Origin of the sequence: Geobacillus sp. BMUD (assembly GCF_013096845.1) — a bacterium.
GTDB lineage: Bacteria > Bacillota > Bacilli > Bacillales > Anoxybacillaceae > Geobacillus > Geobacillus vulcani.
Window position 1 is genome coordinate 35326 of the sequence record NZ_SDLA01000014.1, and the last position, 15650, is coordinate 50975.

15 protein-coding genes are annotated in these 15650 nt (G+C 49.7%); 4 read left to right on the forward strand and 11 right to left on the reverse strand.

Annotated elements, in window-relative coordinates:
* Positions 1-88 precede the first annotated feature (88 nt).
* The 6 genes from ETC05_RS13895 to ETC05_RS13920 form a co-directional block, all read right to left on the reverse strand.
* On the reverse strand, positions 89-1195 hold the full coding sequence (locus ETC05_RS13895) for a sensor histidine kinase (protein ID WP_031406085.1): 1107 nt from the start codon (positions 1193-1195) through the stop codon (positions 89-91).
* A 9-nt stretch (positions 1196-1204) separates the two neighbouring features.
* Positions 1205-1870 (reverse strand): response regulator, encoded by a 666-nt coding sequence (locus ETC05_RS13900; RefSeq protein WP_033023639.1) that lies wholly within the window; start codon positions 1868-1870, stop codon positions 1205-1207.
* 581 nt (positions 1871-2451) lie between these two features.
* Entirely contained in the window at positions 2452-5475 is a 3024-nt protein-coding gene (locus tag ETC05_RS13905) for an efflux RND transporter permease subunit (RefSeq protein WP_171661265.1), read from the reverse strand.
* A gap of 4 nt (positions 5476-5479) precedes the next feature.
* Positions 5480-5695, reverse strand: a complete 216-nt coding sequence (locus tag ETC05_RS13910) for a DUF5957 family protein (protein WP_171661266.1) — start codon at positions 5693-5695, stop codon at positions 5480-5482.
* Positions 5692-6102 (reverse strand): DUF6220 domain-containing protein, encoded by a 411-nt coding sequence (locus ETC05_RS13915; protein ID WP_171661267.1) that lies wholly within the window; start codon positions 6100-6102, stop codon positions 5692-5694. Before ETC05_RS13915 ends, ETC05_RS13910 begins: the two co-directional genes overlap by 4 nt.
* 18 nt (positions 6103-6120) lie before the next feature.
* Entirely contained in the window at positions 6121-6309 is a 189-nt protein-coding gene (locus ETC05_RS13920; protein WP_171661268.1) for a DUF5957 family protein, read from the reverse strand.
* A 230-nt stretch (positions 6310-6539) separates the two neighbouring features.
* On the opposite strand from ETC05_RS13920, the gene ETC05_RS13925 reads away from it, so the two are divergent.
* The 3 genes from ETC05_RS13925 (at position 6540) to ETC05_RS13935 (ending at position 9082) form a co-directional block, all read left to right on the forward strand.
* Positions 6540-7226 (forward strand): response regulator, encoded by a 687-nt coding sequence (locus ETC05_RS13925; RefSeq protein WP_171661269.1) that lies wholly within the window; start codon positions 6540-6542, stop codon positions 7224-7226.
* The gene (locus ETC05_RS13930) at positions 7223-8554 is read left to right on the forward strand and encodes a sensor histidine kinase (protein WP_171661270.1); all 1332 of its coding nucleotides are present in this window, start codon (positions 7223-7225) and stop codon (positions 8552-8554) included. Before ETC05_RS13925 ends, ETC05_RS13930 begins: the two co-directional genes overlap by 4 nt.
* A gap of 63 nt (positions 8555-8617) precedes the next feature.
* On the forward strand, positions 8618-9082 hold the full coding sequence (locus ETC05_RS13935) for a DinB family protein (protein WP_171661271.1): 465 nt from the start codon (positions 8618-8620) through the stop codon (positions 9080-9082).
* Between the two features lie 83 nt (positions 9083-9165).
* Here ETC05_RS13935 and ETC05_RS13940 read toward each other — a convergent pair whose 3' ends face one another.
* Positions 9166-9888, reverse strand: coding sequence for a DsbA family oxidoreductase (locus tag ETC05_RS13940; RefSeq protein ID WP_171661272.1), 723 nt, complete (start codon positions 9886-9888; stop codon positions 9166-9168).
* 138 nt (positions 9889-10026) lie between these two features.
* On the opposite strand from ETC05_RS13940, the gene ETC05_RS13945 reads away from it, so the two are divergent.
* The gene (locus ETC05_RS13945) at positions 10027-10428 is read left to right on the forward strand and encodes a DoxX family protein (protein WP_171661273.1); all 402 of its coding nucleotides are present in this window, start codon (positions 10027-10029) and stop codon (positions 10426-10428) included.
* 60 nt (positions 10429-10488) lie between these two features.
* On the opposite strand, the gene ETC05_RS13950 is transcribed toward ETC05_RS13945, so the two are convergent.
* The 4 genes from ETC05_RS13950 to ETC05_RS13965 form a co-directional block, all read right to left on the reverse strand.
* Entirely contained in the window at positions 10489-11700 is a 1212-nt protein-coding gene (locus ETC05_RS13950; RefSeq protein ID WP_171661274.1) for an iron-containing alcohol dehydrogenase, read from the reverse strand.
* A gap of 16 nt (positions 11701-11716) precedes the next feature.
* Positions 11717-13258: an aldehyde dehydrogenase family protein gene (locus ETC05_RS13955; protein WP_171661275.1), complete on the reverse strand. Its 1542-nt coding sequence runs from the start codon at positions 13256-13258 to the stop codon at positions 11717-11719.
* Positions 13259-13295: 37 nt separating this feature from the next.
* Positions 13296-14186: a R2-like ligand-binding oxidase gene (locus ETC05_RS13960; protein WP_368668043.1), complete on the reverse strand. Its 891-nt coding sequence runs from the start codon at positions 14184-14186 to the stop codon at positions 13296-13298.
* Positions 14187-14476: 290 nt separating this feature from the next.
* Positions 14477-15637 carry an acyl-CoA dehydrogenase family protein gene (locus ETC05_RS13965; RefSeq protein WP_171661277.1) on the reverse strand — a complete coding sequence of 387 codons (1161 nt, stop codon included), beginning with the start codon at positions 15635-15637 and terminating at the stop codon, positions 14477-14479.
* Positions 15638-15650: the final 13 nt, after the last annotated feature.

A 15650-nucleotide genomic window follows, 5' to 3' on the forward strand; every position in this document is an offset into this window, starting at 1 on the left:
TCCATACTTGGTGTTATTGATTATAGAAAAAAAGATGAACTCCTGTAAGTGCAGGAATTCATCTCGTTGACATGAGAAAATTCACGAATTACTCATGAATCGGAAGCAACGTTGTGACAGAGAACCCGTTTGTCCCATCGACAATGACCGTGCCATGAACAGAGGCCGCCCGTTCCTCCATGCCGATGATCCCAAGCCCTTTCTTGATCTTGGTCGCACCTTTCCCGTTATCTTTCACTTCCACCTTGATGACTCGATTCAAGACGTGAATCTCAACGGCAATGGCGGTGGCCTCGGCGTATTTGATCGCATTCGTCAACGCCTCGGCAATGTTCTCATAAATGACTTTCCATTGGATTGGCGTAATCACATCCAGATCCCCTTTGCATACGAGTGGAATCGGGAGATGATGTTGGGCGGAAAACTCATCAATAAATAATTTCACCCGATTGATCCCCATTTGCTCAGGCGGCGGTTTCATCTGTTTTAAGGTCATCCGAATTTGTTCAATGCCTTCTTTGGAAATGTGGATGGCGTTTTCCAACAATTGTTTTGCCTTGTTGCGGTCTCCATCCATCAACCGTTTGGCCGCCTCCATCTGAATGAGCGCCCCCGTCAGCGAATGGCCGATTTGGTCATGAATGCGCTGTGACAGACGGTTTCGCTCTTCTAATTGCAACATATATTCCGATTGCTTGATATATTGATGATATTCGTTGACACTCCTTGTCAGCCGATGCAAATCGTTGCGCAGTTGATCCAAACGATCTTCTTGTTGTTTCATCCGCTCAAGATGGCGCTTGGCTGTCGTCACGCTGACAAGACTGAACAACGCCACAAGACCATACAATTTCGCTGCCGAAGGGCCAAGCCAAACAATGGGAACAAGCAGCACCACCCATATCCCCCATAGTCGGGGAATATAGAACGAAGCCAACTCATATCCATTGAGAGACAGCAATAAACCAAATGACGGCTCCACATAGGCGCTTGAAAGGATCACAAGGAAAACGGAACACAGCGCCGCTCCCTTTTTCCACCTTACATTTCGAACGATAGAAGCAAACAAACTGAGACAAAAATAAATGAGAGAGGACAAGACAAACCAAGATTCATTCCTCTGTTCCGATGAGATATAATCAAGCGCTGCATATCCCCATACAATGAGTTTGTAAAACAGAAGCAAACGTTCCATACCGCTCCCTCAACCGATTTTCCCCGTCAGGTAATAAACAGCGATTTGCGTTCGATGCTGCAATCCCGTTTTATTGAAAATGGACGTAATGTAATTAGCCACCGTTCCCTCGGAGATAAATAGCTGGCTGGCAATTTCTTTATTCGAAAGCCCTTTCGCAATGAGCGCCATAATGTCCAACTCTCGCTCAGTAAACAGACGTTTGTCGATTTTCGGCGTCGGTCCTTTTTCTTCTTTGAGATTGGACTTGATTTTTTCCATGACCACCTCTTGCATGACCACTTGACCGTGATAAACGGCTTTGATCGCTTCCCGGATTCGCTCTGGATCGGTATTTTTTAAAAAATATCCCTTTGCGCCGTATTGGATGGCATCCATAATGTACTCATCATCATCAAACGTCGTCAAAATCAGCGGCTTTGTCTTCGTCTGCTCACAGATGAGCTTCGTCGCTTCGACGCCGTTCATGTTCGGCATGCGCACATCCAATAACGCAATATCGACTTCATGATGCCGGCAATATTCCACCGCCTCTTTCCCATCACTTACGGTCGCGACGACATCAAACTCGTCATACGTGCTTAAGATGATCCGCAGCCCTTCGCGGACAAAGGAATTGTCATCGGCAATGAGCACTTTGATCCGCAGCGGATCGGGCGCAGAGGTCTGTTTCATCTTTCCCCATCCTTTCCTCATCCACTTTGCGTTTTCCCATTCATCGTCATGTGTGGACAAAGCGCTGACGATTTACTTTCATTGTAATGAATAAGAGGAGTTTCTTCCATTGCCATGAAGGAAAGGGAGCTCAGGCAGGAGCAGGAAACTCCTCAAATCGTGTACAGAAGTGTTCTTCGGTAAAAGAGGAAAAAGAGGGTATCTCCATAGCCATCAAGTGAAGCCTTGGAGCGAGCAGCTCCAAGGCTTCACCCTTCATTTGGGGAGGCGTTGGCTGTGAGCGTATACAAAGATAGGCATGCCACATACATCTTCCTGAAGAAAGGTGCCAAGCGCCACGAAATCATGGGCGCGCAACTTCCCCTTTCCTGGAATAAATGGATGGTCTCGGACCATATGTTCCAATTCTTTGCGCGATCACATGCTTCTTCATCCATCTAAACAACAATGCCATTTTGTTGGACGTCTTCAACAAAACCACCCTTTCTCAGACATGATCATGTCCTCAAAAAGAGTGATCCAATAAGGCATAATATTTATTCTTTTTTTTAATTTGAGAGCTATGGCCAACCTCTCTTTGTTTATTTGTTTCTTTCTGCTTTCACTTGTCGAATAAAGAACAGTTCATACATCACCGGAATGATGATCAACGTGAGCAATGTAGACAAAGTGAGACCGCCGATCACTGTAATAGCCAGCCCTTTGGAAATTAACGTTCCTGATGCTTTCGTCAATGCAAGGGGAATAAGGGAAGCTACTGTCGCAAACGCTGTCATGAAAATGGGACGCAAGCGCGTTTTTCCTGCCTCAATGAGTGCATCGCGAATGGCCATTCCCTTTTGCTCACGATTTCGCACGATGCGATCCACAAGAACAATGGCGTTCGTTGTAACAATGCCAATTAACATTAACAACCCAATCATCACACTGACCGACATCGGTTCATTAGCAGCATACAATCCGAGAAACGAACCAATCGGAACGAAAATGAGCGAAGATAAAATGACAAAAGGAATTCGTGCCTTTCCAAATGTAATCAGCATCGTAACATATACCAGACCGATGGCAACGACCATCGCCAAACCAATTTGTTGGAACGTTTCAATCGTCTCATCGCTCCCTCCACCGCTTTCCAATGACACACCTCTTGGTAAATCAACGTCTTTTTCCAGCTTCTCAATGACATCCTGGGTCACTTTTTGAATATTATCCCCTACAATCTGCGCTGACACTCGAGCGAATACGTTTCCATTTAACTTTTGAATCGATGTATACGTTTCCACTTCCTTAACAGTTGCCAGTTTTGATACAGGAACAAACCCGCGTTTTGTGAAAATGAGTGCATTTTTTAACTCTTCAACAGCATCAATGCGTTTGTCGTATGTCAATTGAACTTTCCATTCAACGCCATCAAGCTCCAGCGTGCCAACATCAACCGGTTTCGTTTCATCTGCAATCGTTCCGAGAATTTGGAAGCTGGATACTCCATAAGCCGCTGCTTTTTCTGGATCAATATCAACTATGATTTGCTTTTGTTTATCCGCGAAGTTGTTTGTTACATATTTTAAGTCTGTACGCTTCTTCAAGTATTCTTCCACTTGCTTCGCTGCCTTTTGTAAGGAAGCCAAATCGTTCGAATGTAAATCTAGATTAATATTATTGTTAGAAGGTGGCCCCACCTGCAGTTCTTGCACGCCAAGCTTTGTGCCCGGCACCTCTTTGTCAACAATCTTTTGCATGTTTTTTTCCAGCTTTTTTATAAAAGAAGCGACATTTACGTCTTCTTTTAAGCTAAGGAAATAATTTGCCTGATTTTGCCGCTTCAATCCGGTACGAAAATCGCGGCTGCCAACTCCTGCGGTCACTTCTTTAATTTCCTTTTGCCTGTCAAACATCTTTTCAATTTTTAACGAAACATCGTTTGTTTTTTCAAGCGATGTCGAAGAAGGGAGCTCGATGCTAGCGACTAGCGTCTTTTGTTCCTCATTTGGTAAAAACACGAACCCTAATTTAGGGACAAGCGCAACAGAACTAGCAAGCAACATAACCGACATTAATAAAATAACCGCTTTATGGCTTAATGCCCAAGCAATGACTCGCCCATAAACACGCTGCAACACTCCTTCTTTTTCTTCAGGCGGAACTTTTTTAAAAGAGAATTTCGCTAAAATCGGCACAATCGTGACCGCAACAAGCAATGACGCAAGTAATGAGAAAACAATCGTTAACGCAAATGGCAAGAAAAATTCACCTGTAATTCCTCCAACAAGGCCAAGTGGTAAAAAGACGACAACCGTTGTAATCGTTGATGAGGTAATCGCCTTTAAAATTTCTTTTGTCGAATCTTGAACAAGTTCATCTGTCAGACCGTTTTTCGACTTGCGAGCCCGCCGGAAAATGTTTTCGATGACGACAATACTATCATCAACGACGCGGCCAACCGCCACCGCCATTCCACCAAGTGTCATGACATTTAACGAAATATCGAGTTGATGTAGGAAAATCGACGCCACTAACAAGGATAATGGAATGGAAACAATAGCAATCACAGTCGCGCGCACGTTGCGCAAAAACACAAGCACGGCAATGGAAGCAAATAGAGCCCCTAATAGTCCTTCACGGATAAGCGATTCGACGGATTTTTTGATGGCTTCTGCAGTATCAAAGCTGATCGCATAATCAAATTCATCTTTGTGGGCATCTAATACTTTAATAACTTTGTCGGCCACTTCTACCGTATTGGCATCTTGTTTTTTCGTGATCGCCATGGAAAGGGAGTCTTTCAAATTGTAGCGTGTTATTTCCGGCTGCTCTGTCCTCGTTTCTATTTTCGCAATGTCTTTTAATTTTACCACTTGCGATGTCGGAGTAAGTGAGGACATTAACGGCATGTTCTTTAACGCTTCAACCGTTTCCAGTTTTTCTTGCACGCGCACAGGGATTTGCAATGTGTCAATATTTACGCTTCCGGCAGGGAACGAAAGGAACTTTTCGCTAATCTGATCTTTAATTTGCGATAAACTTAATCCTGCCTGCAGCGCTTTTTGCTTATCAATCGTTATTTGCACCACATCATCTTTCATTCCGCCAACGGAGACAGAGTTAACGCCATTTATTTTATTCAATTCAGGAATCACATTTTGTTCCAATAGCTTTTGCAAATCCACATCTTTTTTCGCAAATAAAGAGATGTTCAAAATGGGGGATGAACCAGTCGAAAAACGATTAATTTTTGTTTGAACATGATCAGGAAGCTTTGTATCTTTTATTAATGCATCGACTTGCCGTTCTGTTTTCTCCATATCGGTATGAAACGGAAACTCAAGGTTGATGATCGCAATGCTTTCAAACGAAGAGCTCTGCATTTTTTTCATTCCCTCAAGGGATGTAAACTTTTCCTCTAACTTCGAAGTGACCTGTTCATTGATGTCTTCAGGTGATGCTCCCGGGTAAACGACTTCAATCGATAGCTGTGGAAACTCAATATTTGGCTGCAAATCCATTTTCAAAGAGGAGAATGAGTACAAACCTCCTAGAACAAGAAGAAAAGAAATCATAAATACAGCTACGGCATTTTTTAGGCTGAATTTTATTAAAAAATCCATATTTTCACCTATCCCCTCTGTTTGATTTACGGTGTAATGCGATCGAGGTAGCAACAGCAACAAAAAAGGCCAGATAGATCGGCATGTATTTCAGCCATTTCAGCCAAGGGGACGGACCCAGGAGGAGACGGGCCGCCACTGCAATGATTTCCGACAGAACCAATCCCCCAAGAAACCCGGCAAATACAGCTGTGAAGAGAACCAAAAGCAGTTTCTTCATTTCTCTTTTCCTCCCTGTTCCATAAACAAATGACTTGTTCCTGACAGTCTCGCCACGTTCCAAGACAGCCAAAATAGGCCCAAGGCAATCACGGGATGAAACGCACCAACGCTTTTCAAGTTGGCCGTGAAGTACTGCATAAAAAGGAGCCCCAACAATCCAGCGCTCTGCCAGCACAACTTCTTTGGAAGCCGCCCCGTGAACGCAACAATCAGCATGAGAATGGGGACAATCTCAAAAAAATGGACAAACATCATGTGATTCTTCCAATATACGGGATTCTTAAAGATGGCCATCCCCGCCCAAAACGTCTGAACCACTACACTGACAACAAGCCCCCATGCAAGGATCATAAACATCCATCGTGAAAGGTACATCATTTTATTGCGATACCTCTCCCTGCTCATGGCTGTCCCTCCGTTTCGCTATTCTTTCCATTTGTGCCGAAACATCATGAACGCGATGACTGCACAGGCTACCGGCAAAAAGAGAATGAGAGAGCCGAATGACACACCAAACCATTGATAACTATAATCGAGGATAACAATGGATAAAATCAATCCGCCAATTAAGCCCCCGAGCAAAACCAACAGGATCAAAAGAGTTTTTTTCATGTTCACCATCCTTTGTGTAAGTTTCCAAAAACAAACGTTAGTCTAGTGAATGACTCAGCTTCGTTCCCAACCCAAAATCGCGCCGTTATGCCTTCATGCTACGGTCTCATTCTACCCAAGCAATGTTGCAAACTAATGACGAAGCGTTGCGGGTTCGATGACATTTTCCTAAATTCGTCCATATGGGGCTATAATGAAAAGAGAAGAGAAGAAACAGGAGGGAACAAGAAATGCCGCATACGTTGTTATTAGTAGATGATGAAGAAAAAGTGCTCGAATTTATGGAGCCATTTTTGCGGCAGGAAGGATTTGAGATCGTCACAGCCAAGACGGGCAAAGAAGCACTGCAAAAAGTTAAAGAAACCAATCCGTCCCTTGTAGTGCTTGACTGGATGCTTCCCGAAATGAGCGGGATTGACGTGTGCCGCGAACTGCGCAAGACGAGCCGCGTTGGCATCATCATGGTCACAGCAAAAACAGAGGAAACTGACAAAATCATTGGCCTAGAGGTGGGAGCTGATGACTATATCACCAAACCTTTTTCGTTAAGAGAATTGGCTGCCCGCATTCGTTCGGTATTGCGGCGAATAGAAGGGCTGGAAAATCAAGAAGAAATGTTGAAACGCGGCGATTTGACCATTTCCGAAGCACAATGCCGTGTATGGAAACGAGGAAATGAAATCGCCCTAACACCAACCGAATTTAAACTGCTTCTCACCCTAGCTGCAAAACCAGGTGTCGTCTATAGCCGACTGCAACTTTTGCAAAGCATTTTTGAAGACGACCTATTCAATGATGAACGAACCGTTGATGCTCATATCAGCCGTCTCCGCAAAAAGATTGAAGATGATCCGTCCCGTCCGACCTACATTCAAACCGTTTACGGATTCGGTTATCGGTTCGGTGAGCAGATATGAGCATCAGACGCAAGCTATTTCTTTCGTTGGCCGCCTTTATTATCGGCATGGGAATCATATTTTCTCTCATCATCAAAGTGGTCGTCACCGACATACTGGACGCGATGCTAAAGGTGGATCGAAGCCAAGAAACGAAAGAACTGTCGACCATCTTTGCCCATTATTACGAAACGCACCATCACTCTTGGAACGGCATCCAACAAATCCGACTTCATACAGCTATCATGAAACGACACGAACAGGTCGGGATGGTCCTTTTATCCCGCAAGGGCGAGCAACTATATGCGGCAGGAGAGATTCCTGCATCATGGGTGATTGGGCTCGGCATCCCGACCAAGATACAAGCAGATGGAAAAACAGTAGCGTTTTTGTATTACTACGACCGTGAAGTTGGAAATATGGCCAAGGCACGGAGGGGGATCACGAGTTCTGTCACCACACTATCCTTGCTTAGCGCTGTCGTATTGGTATTTCTTTCCCTTTTCATCGCCCTTTGGCTGTCAAAACGGTTCACAGCGCCGCTTGAGCTGCTTATTTACACAATTGACCGCCTCGGAAAAGGGGAATTCGGCATCCAGGCGCCGGTCATTACCAAGGATGAATACGGAAAAGTCGCCCAAACGTTCAACGAGATGTCCAGACAGTTGCAACAAGAGGAGGAAGTCCGCCGACGTTTGGTCGCCGATGTCGCCCATGAACTGCGAACACCTCTAACGATTCTGCGCGGAAAGCTCGATTGGTTTCAGCAACAGCGCCGCCCCATTGAGCCTGAGAAGCTGTTGCCGCTACAAGATGAGTTGATTCGGCTGACTCGTCTCGTAGAAGATTTGCATCAACTGTCACTTGCCGAAGCCGGTAAACTGACGCTCGAGCGGAAACCGACCAATATGAAGAGCCTTTTGCAACAGCTCATCGAACGGGTGGCTCCCCATGCGGAAGAAAAAAACATTCGTATTCATTTAACCTGCTCGACCAACCATACAACGATTTGTGTCGATCCGCATCGCATCACCCAAGTGTTTCTGAATTTGTTGGTCAATGCAATCCGCTATACCCCTGAGGGTGGAGCGGTAAACGTGATGATCGATGAAGAGCCCGTCATGTTGCAAATTGATGTTTCCGATACAGGCATCGGCATCGCGCCGGAGCATTTGCCCTTTTTGTTCGATCGCTTTTACCGCACAGATGAAGCGAGGACGCGAAATCGCGGGGGAACCGGATTGGGCCTTGCTATTGCCAAAGAATTCGTATCGGCTCACGGCGGAACCATCGATGTCCACAGCACTCTTGGCCAAGGGACGACCTTTCGGGTCAAGCTTCCCCGCTGACGATAACGAAGACGTTTATGGTAAAATGAAAACAGGAATCCTTAACCAAAAGGAGGTATCGCCATGCCCCGCGCACAAAAATGGGTGAACTATTTCCTTTCACATCGCCATGTCACGCTGGAACTGATCAACAAAATCGACGAAGCGCATTATGAGTACAAACCGACGCCGACGTCGATGACGGCGAAGCAGCTGGCGACGCATATGCTGTTCAGCTTTTACAATTTCGCCAACGCGGCGAAACACGGCGATCCATCGCTGTTCCGGCAAAAAATCGAAGAACCGGAGACAAATTTGGCTAAACTGGCGGAAACGTATACGGAAAAAACGAGGCAGCTCATCGAATCAATGAGTGATGACGACTTTAACCGGACGCTCGATTTCACTTCCATCTTTGGCATTCACATCCCAGCCGCGCAGCTGCTGCAAATGGCGATGGATCACGAAATCCACCATAAAGGGCAGCTGTTCGTCTACGTCCGCGCGATGGGGCATACGGACTTGCCGCTGTTTGTAAAGCGCGGCTGATTTGCCTTCATCCTACCGGCCTCACCTCAATGGAATGGCAAAAAACAACCGGCTCGGAGGACTCGAGCCGGTTGTTCATTTGCTTAACGAGCGAGTTTTTCGTCGATCGAGCAGTTGCCGTCCGTGCATGCCCCGCCTTCGTCAGCGAGCGGCCGCAACGGCGAAGCTTGTTGTTCCTCCTCCCACACCGTTTCTAGCGCCCGCCGGAACACATCCACCGGCTGAGCCCCAGAAATGGCATACTTTCCATTCAGCACGAAAAACGGCACACCGCGGACGCCAAGCCGGGCCGCTTCCGCTTCATCGTTTCGCACTTGCTCCGTGTAGCGGCCGCCATGAAGCACCGCTTCCGCCTCGCTTCGGTCAAGCCCGGCCGCTTCCGCGATGTCAAGGAGCACGGCGCGGTCGCTGATTCGCTTTGATTCGGTGAAATACGCGAAAAACAGCCGTTCGACGACATCATCAAGCTTCCCTTTTTCCTTTGCGTATTGCGCCAAGCGATGAGCGTCAAACGTATTCGTCGGCTTTATCGTCTCGAAGCGGAACGTCAAGCCGACCGCTTCCGCCTGCCTGCCGATATCCGCGTTTGCCCGCTTCGCTTCCTCCACGGTAATTCCGTATTTTTTGGCAATGATTTCATGGATCGTCAGCGGCGTCTCATTTGGGGCGTTCGGGTCGAGCTCAAAGCTGCGGAAGACGACCGTCACGTCGTTTCGGTGCGGAAACTGTTCCAGCGCTTGTTCCAAACGGCGCTTGCCGATATAGCAAAACGGACAGACAAAATCGGACCATACTTCAATTTTCATGGCCATCCTCCTCTACTTTTGACACGCTTCCCCTCCATTGTAGCCCATTGCCGGTCGAATGGCTAACGAAAGGCATGGGAACGGACGTGCCTGCATAACATTGTACTACCATGCGGTTGGACAAGGAGGGAAAATCTAATGCGTTCCGAGGAATTCGGCGCCTTTCTGTTGCGAATCGTCACCGGATTCATTTTTTTCGCCCATGGCTGGGTGAAATGGCAGCGAGGGCTCGGGGCAGCGGCCGATTCGTTTGCGGCAATGGGGCTTCCCGGCTGGCTCGCCTACATCGTCACGATTGTCGAACTGGCCGGCGGCTGGGCAATGATGCTCGGCCTCGGCACACGGCTGATGGCTGCGGCGTTTGCTGTCATTATGACGGGGGCGATCGTCACCGTCAAAGCGGACGCCGGGCTGCTTGGCAACGGACGGGAGACAGGCTATGAATTCAACCTCGCCTTGCTTGCCATGTCGATGTATTTATGGCTGAACGGAAGCCAACTTTGGTCGTTGGACACGGTTATCGGGCGGCCGCGGGGCTGAACCGCTGGCACAAAAAACCGGTGTCCCGCTTCATGTGCGGGATACCGGTTTCTTCCTGCTTCATCCTTTTTCCACTGTCAACTTCACAACGCGCTCGCCGACCGCCCGAATCAGTTCAGGAGGCAGTGGAAAGCTGACCGCTGCCGGGTCGGCAGCGACCGCCGGAATGGTTGCGGCAAATTGTTCGTCCGTGATCGGATAATCGGCAAAATCAGCCGGCAGCCCGATGTCATCGCGCAAGCGGCGAATGCGCTCGATCGCTTTAGCGAGCAGCACCTCTTCCGCTTGGCCGTGATCGTGAATGCCGAGCGCTTCAGCCAGCCGCTTTGCTTTTGGCAAATACAAATCAGGAATCGTTTCCATGACGACCGGCAAAAAGACCGCATTCGCCAATCCGTGCGGAATGCGGAACATCGCCCCGTACGCATGGGCGAAATTATGCACCGGGATGGCGTTTAAGGCAAAGCTGAAAGCGGTGATGCCAAGCAAACTCGCCTGCAGCATCTCCGAGCGGGCGCGGATGTTCCCGCCGTCGTGAACCGCCTGCGGCAAATAATCGTGAATCAAACGAATCGCTTGCAAAGCGCATGCATCCGTAAGCGCGGTCGCCGTCGGCGAGGCAAGCGCCTCAATGGCATGGGTGAGCGCATCCATGCCGGTGAACGCCGTCACCTTCGGCGGCAGCCCGACTGTCAAATCCGGGTCGAGCACCGCCACATCGGCATTAATAAACGGATGGATGATGTTCGTTTTCAACCGCAACTCTTCATTATAAATGACCGCAATCGGCGACACTTCCGATCCCGTGCCGGCGGTCGTCGGGATGGCGATGTGCGGAATCGGCATGAATTGCGCTTTTGGAAACGACTCGTACAACAACCCGCCGGGAATGGCCTCTTTAATGTCGCGCAACCCTTTGAACAAGGCGTATTTCACGCCTTTAGCCGTATCCAACACGCTGCCGCCGCCGACGGCCAACAAAGCATCGGCGCCGACTTCGCGCGCATAGCGCGCGGCCTCATTGACGCATTCGCTTTCCGCATCTTGGCGGATATCTAGGAAGATGCCAGCCAGTTCCGGTCCAGTCCCGTGCGGCGTCAGCCAAAACAGATCGGCTACCTTCCCGACGACTCCGGCCTGCTCCAGCCCGCGGTCGGAAAGCAACAGCACCCGCTTGGCGCCGAGCCCGCGAAACAAATCCGGCACGAGTGCCCGGCTATTTGAGCCCGTATAAATCGCCGTGCGCAGCCAAAAATTCGCTAACGTCGTCATTCCCTCCATCCCCCTTTTATGCTTTTCTCATTGCGCCCAGCTTCGAAAACAGCACTTGATACCATTTGCGCTTCTCGAGCTCCGGCACCATCGACGTATGCACATGTTTCAGCTGCGTGTAGGCATCAAGCGAATATTTGCCCATCTCGCGTCCGATGCCGCTTTGCTTGTAGCCGCCAAACGGCGCGTCATTGCGCAGCATATGCCAATCATTGATCCAAACGACGCCCGCCCGCAAGCGCCCGGCGATGGTGTACGCCTTGTTGACATCGCGCGTCCAAACGCCGGCCGCCAGCCCGTAAATCGTATCGTTCGCCATCGCCACCGCCTCCTCCACGTCGTGGTAGCGAATGACAGACAACACCGGGCCGAAAATTTCTTCTTGAGCGATTTTCATGTCGTTTTTCACATTCGTAAAAATCGTCGGCGCGACAAAATGGCCGCCTTCACAGCCCGGGACATCCACCGCATGACCGCCGCAGACAAGCGTCGCCCCTTCTCGTTTGCCGGCTTCAATATAGGATAGCACCGTTTCTTGTTGCCGCTCGGAAATGACCGGGCCGATATCCGTCGCCGGGTCAAGCGGGTGGCCGATTTGCAGCGTTTTTGTCAGCGCGACGAGCCGTTCGACGACTTCATCATGCATCCGATCCGGCACAAACAACCGCGTTCCCGATTCGCACAGCTGGCCGGAGTGCAAAAAGATGCCAAACAAGCTGCCCGGAATGGCGATCTCCAAATCCGCGTCATCAAGCAAAATGTTCGGCGACTTGCCGCCAAGTTCAAGCGTGACGTTTTTCACCGTTTCCGACGCCAACGCCATAATGCGGCGGCCGACTTCGGTTGAACCGGTAAACGCCACCTTGTCCACTTGCGGATGACGGACAAGCGCCTCCCCGACTTCCGCGCCCGGTCCAGCCACTACGTTAATGACCCCAGGAGGCACGAACCACGAAATGATTTCCGCCAGTTTGAGCGTCGATAGCGGCGTATAGCTTGCCGGCTTGACAACTATCGTATTGCCCGTCGCCAGCGCCGGGGCGATTTTCCAAGATGCGATCATGAGCGGCAAATTCCACGGCGTAATCGCTGCGCACACCCCGATCGGCTCGCGCCAAACAAAATTGTGCGCCGGTCCGGGAAATGGCGGAATCGGTAACGTTTCCGAAAAGGGGTACTCTTGAACGATATTCGCCATCGTTTGGAACAAATCGATCGTCTGCAAAATATCAATCGAGCTGATGCGCCGGATCGTCCCTCCGCTTGAGATCGCTTCCAAATAGGCGAGCTCCTGGGCATTGGCGACGACGGCTTGGGCGATGGCATTGAGCAGACGCGCCCGTTCTTTCGGTTTCATCGTCTTCCAATCCGTCTCGTCAAACGCCTTGCGCGCCGCCTTCACCGCCCGATCCACATCTTCGGCTGTCGCCTTCGCGACGGTCGCCACCGCCTCTCCGGTCGCCGGATTGTAGACGTTAAACGTTTCCCCGCTGCTTGCCGGCTGCCATTGGCCGTCAATGAAGAGCGGAAAATGATGCACTTGCACATGGGTGGTCATGACGATTTCTCCCTTCCTTGTTTTCGACTCTCAACTTCTAGCCAACGTTTTCGCTTTCCTCAAGACCGAACAGCTCGTCAAACGGCTTCTCCTGCGCTTTTTTCAACACTTCCATCCTCGTTGCCAGTTGGCGGGCGGTGAAATTCATGATATCGGCATGGTGGTCGAGGCCGAAAATCGAATCGCGAGCCGCTGCTTCCTCATTGAGTTTCACGGCAAGCGGGGCGAGCTGCTCCATCTTTTTCATCACGACTTCAAGAAGATACGGATGCTCCCGGATCAGCCGCTGAAGCAGAAACGTACCATACGCAATATGGCGGGATTCGTCCTTTTTCAAATAGCCGATCCCTTTCAATAAGCCGGGCATGACTTTCATTTGCTCGAGGGATTTATAGAAGCCATAATATCCGGTTTCCGCCAATACGCCTTCCACAAACATGTTGTATACGACCGATGCCTCAGCGACCGCCTCTGGGGATGAGTCATGCTCGAGCCGCCCCATCGCCGACGGCAAAATATCGTTAAAAATCGTGTGATACGTCTCTGAATGGTAATGGGACAAATCTTCTTTGACGCCGAGCGCATTGAGCACGAGACGGAAAAACTCGGTATGTTTCGCCTCCTCAAATAAAAAGGTGGTTAAGTACATCTCCTCTTCGATCCGCCCCTCTTTGGCGACGACCATCAAAAGCGGCAACAAATCGCGCGTCACCGCCTCTTCGCCCGCCTGAAACTGGGCAATGAGCCGCAAAATTCCCTCTTTCATCGGAGCCGGCAGCGTCTCCCAATCTTTCGCATCTTGCGTCAAGTCAATGTCCGCCGGATTCCACACCCCCAACCGCTTTGCCTTTTGGTAAAGCCGAAACGGGAACGAATCTTCCTGCAGCCCGCGGCTGCCCGTCGTCACCAACGGTTGAGTCCGCCGCACGCTCACCACTCCTTTTCCATTTTTTCTTGAACTCACTGGATATGATGCTTCTCGATCAGTGATCATGGGGCAAGTTCATTTATGTAAGGGCTTACAAAAAAGAGCCTTGTTACGAAAGGTAGGTCGTCATCTAAGAGGAAGATTGCACAAATGACCGGAGCGTTATGAATAGTCATTCATTTTCTCTCATTCTAGCAACCTTTTCCTCCTTCCGTCAACAAAAAACGGATGACATTTTCCGACAATCGCTGCGCAAAAACGCCGCCTGCTGTCAGCAGACGGCGGTTCAGTTACACCTGCACTTTTCCGTATTCTTTCCGCAGTTCGTTCGCAATGATGTTGCGCTGGATTTCCGAAGTGCCTTCGTAAATTTTCGTGATGCGGGCATCGCGGAAGTAGCGCTCGATCGGGTAGTCTTTCATGTAGCCAAGGCCGCCATGAATCTGCACGGCCATATCGGCGATTTTGTTGTACACTTCCGAACCGAACAGCTTCGCGATAGCCGCTTCTTTGACAACGCGCATCTTTTGGTCGACCATCCAGGCGACGCGGTAAACCGTTGAGCGCAACACTTCGATCAACATGCTCATTTCCGCCAACATATGTTGGATCGCTTGCTGCTCGATGATCGGCTTGCCGAACTGTTCACGCTGTTCGGCGTATTCCATGCAATATTCGAGCAGGCGGATGCACGAGCCGAGGTTGCGCGCGGCGAGACCGACGCGGCCGTTCGCTAAAATTTTCAAGGCGTTGACATATCCTTCACCCTCTTTCCCGAGCACGTTTTCGGCCGGCACTTCCAAGTTGTCAAAAAACAGCTCAGCCGAATGCGACCCGCGCAACCCCATTTTCCGCTCGACTTTTCCGATGATAAAGCCGGGAAAATCTTTTTCTACGATAAACGACGTGATGCCTTTCGGACCTTTGGACGGATCGGTGACCGCCATCACCGTAAACACGTGGGCGTCAATGGCGTTTGTAATATAATGTTTCGAGCCGTTGATGATGTAGCGGTCGCCTTTGCGGACGGCAGTCGTTTTGATCGCAGCGGCGTTTGATCCGGCGCTCGGCTCCGTGAGAGCAAAAGCGCCGATCCATTCGCCCGTCGCCATCTTTGGCAAATAGCGCTGCTTTTGTTCTTCCGTGCCGAGCTCGACGATGCCGACGGTGCCGATGCCGGTATGGGCGCCGATTAACGTCGTATAGCCGTTATGCGTTTTGCCGAGCTCTTCGTAAATGGCGCATTTGCCGACCATCGACAAGCCGAGGCCGCCGTACTCTTCCGGAATGCTTAATCCAAACAGCCCCATTTCTTTCGATTTTTCAATGATATCTTGCGGAATCTGATCATTTTCCTCAATATCCATCGCCACCGGTTCGACGACTTCGCTCACAAATTTGCGGACGTTTTCTTTTAACCATTCAATCTCGGCTGGCAGCGTGAAATTCATCTTCTTCCCCCTC

What these genes read in the sequence shown, in the direction of transcription:
- ETC05_RS13945 (WP_171661273.1), top strand. Translation starts at nt 10,027, where the DNA reads ATGCGTTCCGAGGAATTCGGCGCCTTTCTGTTGCGAATCGTCACCGGA.
- ETC05_RS13935 (WP_171661271.1), top strand. Translation starts at nt 8,618, where the DNA reads ATGCCCCGCGCACAAAAATGGGTGAACTATTTCCTTTCACATCGCCAT.
- ETC05_RS13925 (WP_171661269.1), top strand. Translation starts at nt 6,540, where the DNA reads ATGCCGCATACGTTGTTATTAGTAGATGATGAAGAAAAAGTGCTCGAA.
- ETC05_RS13965 (WP_171661277.1), bottom strand. Translation starts at nt 15,637, where the DNA reads ATGAATTTCACGCTGCCAGCCGAGATTGAATGGTTAAAAGAAAACGTC.
- ETC05_RS13950 (WP_171661274.1), bottom strand. Translation starts at nt 11,700, where the DNA reads ATGACGACGTTAGCGAATTTTTGGCTGCGCACGGCGATTTATACGGGC.
- ETC05_RS13920 (WP_171661268.1), bottom strand. Translation starts at nt 6,309, where the DNA reads ATGAAAAAAACTCTTTTGATCCTGTTGGTTTTGCTCGGGGGCTTAATT.
- ETC05_RS13895 (WP_031406085.1), bottom strand. Translation starts at nt 1,195, where the DNA reads ATGGAACGTTTGCTTCTGTTTTACAAACTCATTGTATGGGGATATGCA.
- ETC05_RS13940 (WP_171661272.1), bottom strand. Translation starts at nt 9,888, where the DNA reads ATGAAAATTGAAGTATGGTCCGATTTTGTCTGTCCGTTTTGCTATATC.
- ETC05_RS13915 (WP_171661267.1), bottom strand. Translation starts at nt 6,102, where the DNA reads ATGAGCAGGGAGAGGTATCGCAATAAAATGATGTACCTTTCACGATGG.
- ETC05_RS13910 (WP_171661266.1), bottom strand. Translation starts at nt 5,695, where the DNA reads ATGAAGAAACTGCTTTTGGTTCTCTTCACAGCTGTATTTGCCGGGTTT.
- ETC05_RS13905 (WP_171661265.1), bottom strand. Translation starts at nt 5,475, where the DNA reads ATGGATTTTTTAATAAAATTCAGCCTAAAAAATGCCGTAGCTGTATTT.
- ETC05_RS13955 (WP_171661275.1), bottom strand. Translation starts at nt 13,258, where the DNA reads ATGACCACCCATGTGCAAGTGCATCATTTTCCGCTCTTCATTGACGGC.
- ETC05_RS13900 (WP_033023639.1), bottom strand. Translation starts at nt 1,870, where the DNA reads ATGAAACAGACCTCTGCGCCCGATCCGCTGCGGATCAAAGTGCTCATT.
- ETC05_RS13930 (WP_171661270.1), top strand. Translation starts at nt 7,223, where the DNA reads ATGAGCATCAGACGCAAGCTATTTCTTTCGTTGGCCGCCTTTATTATC.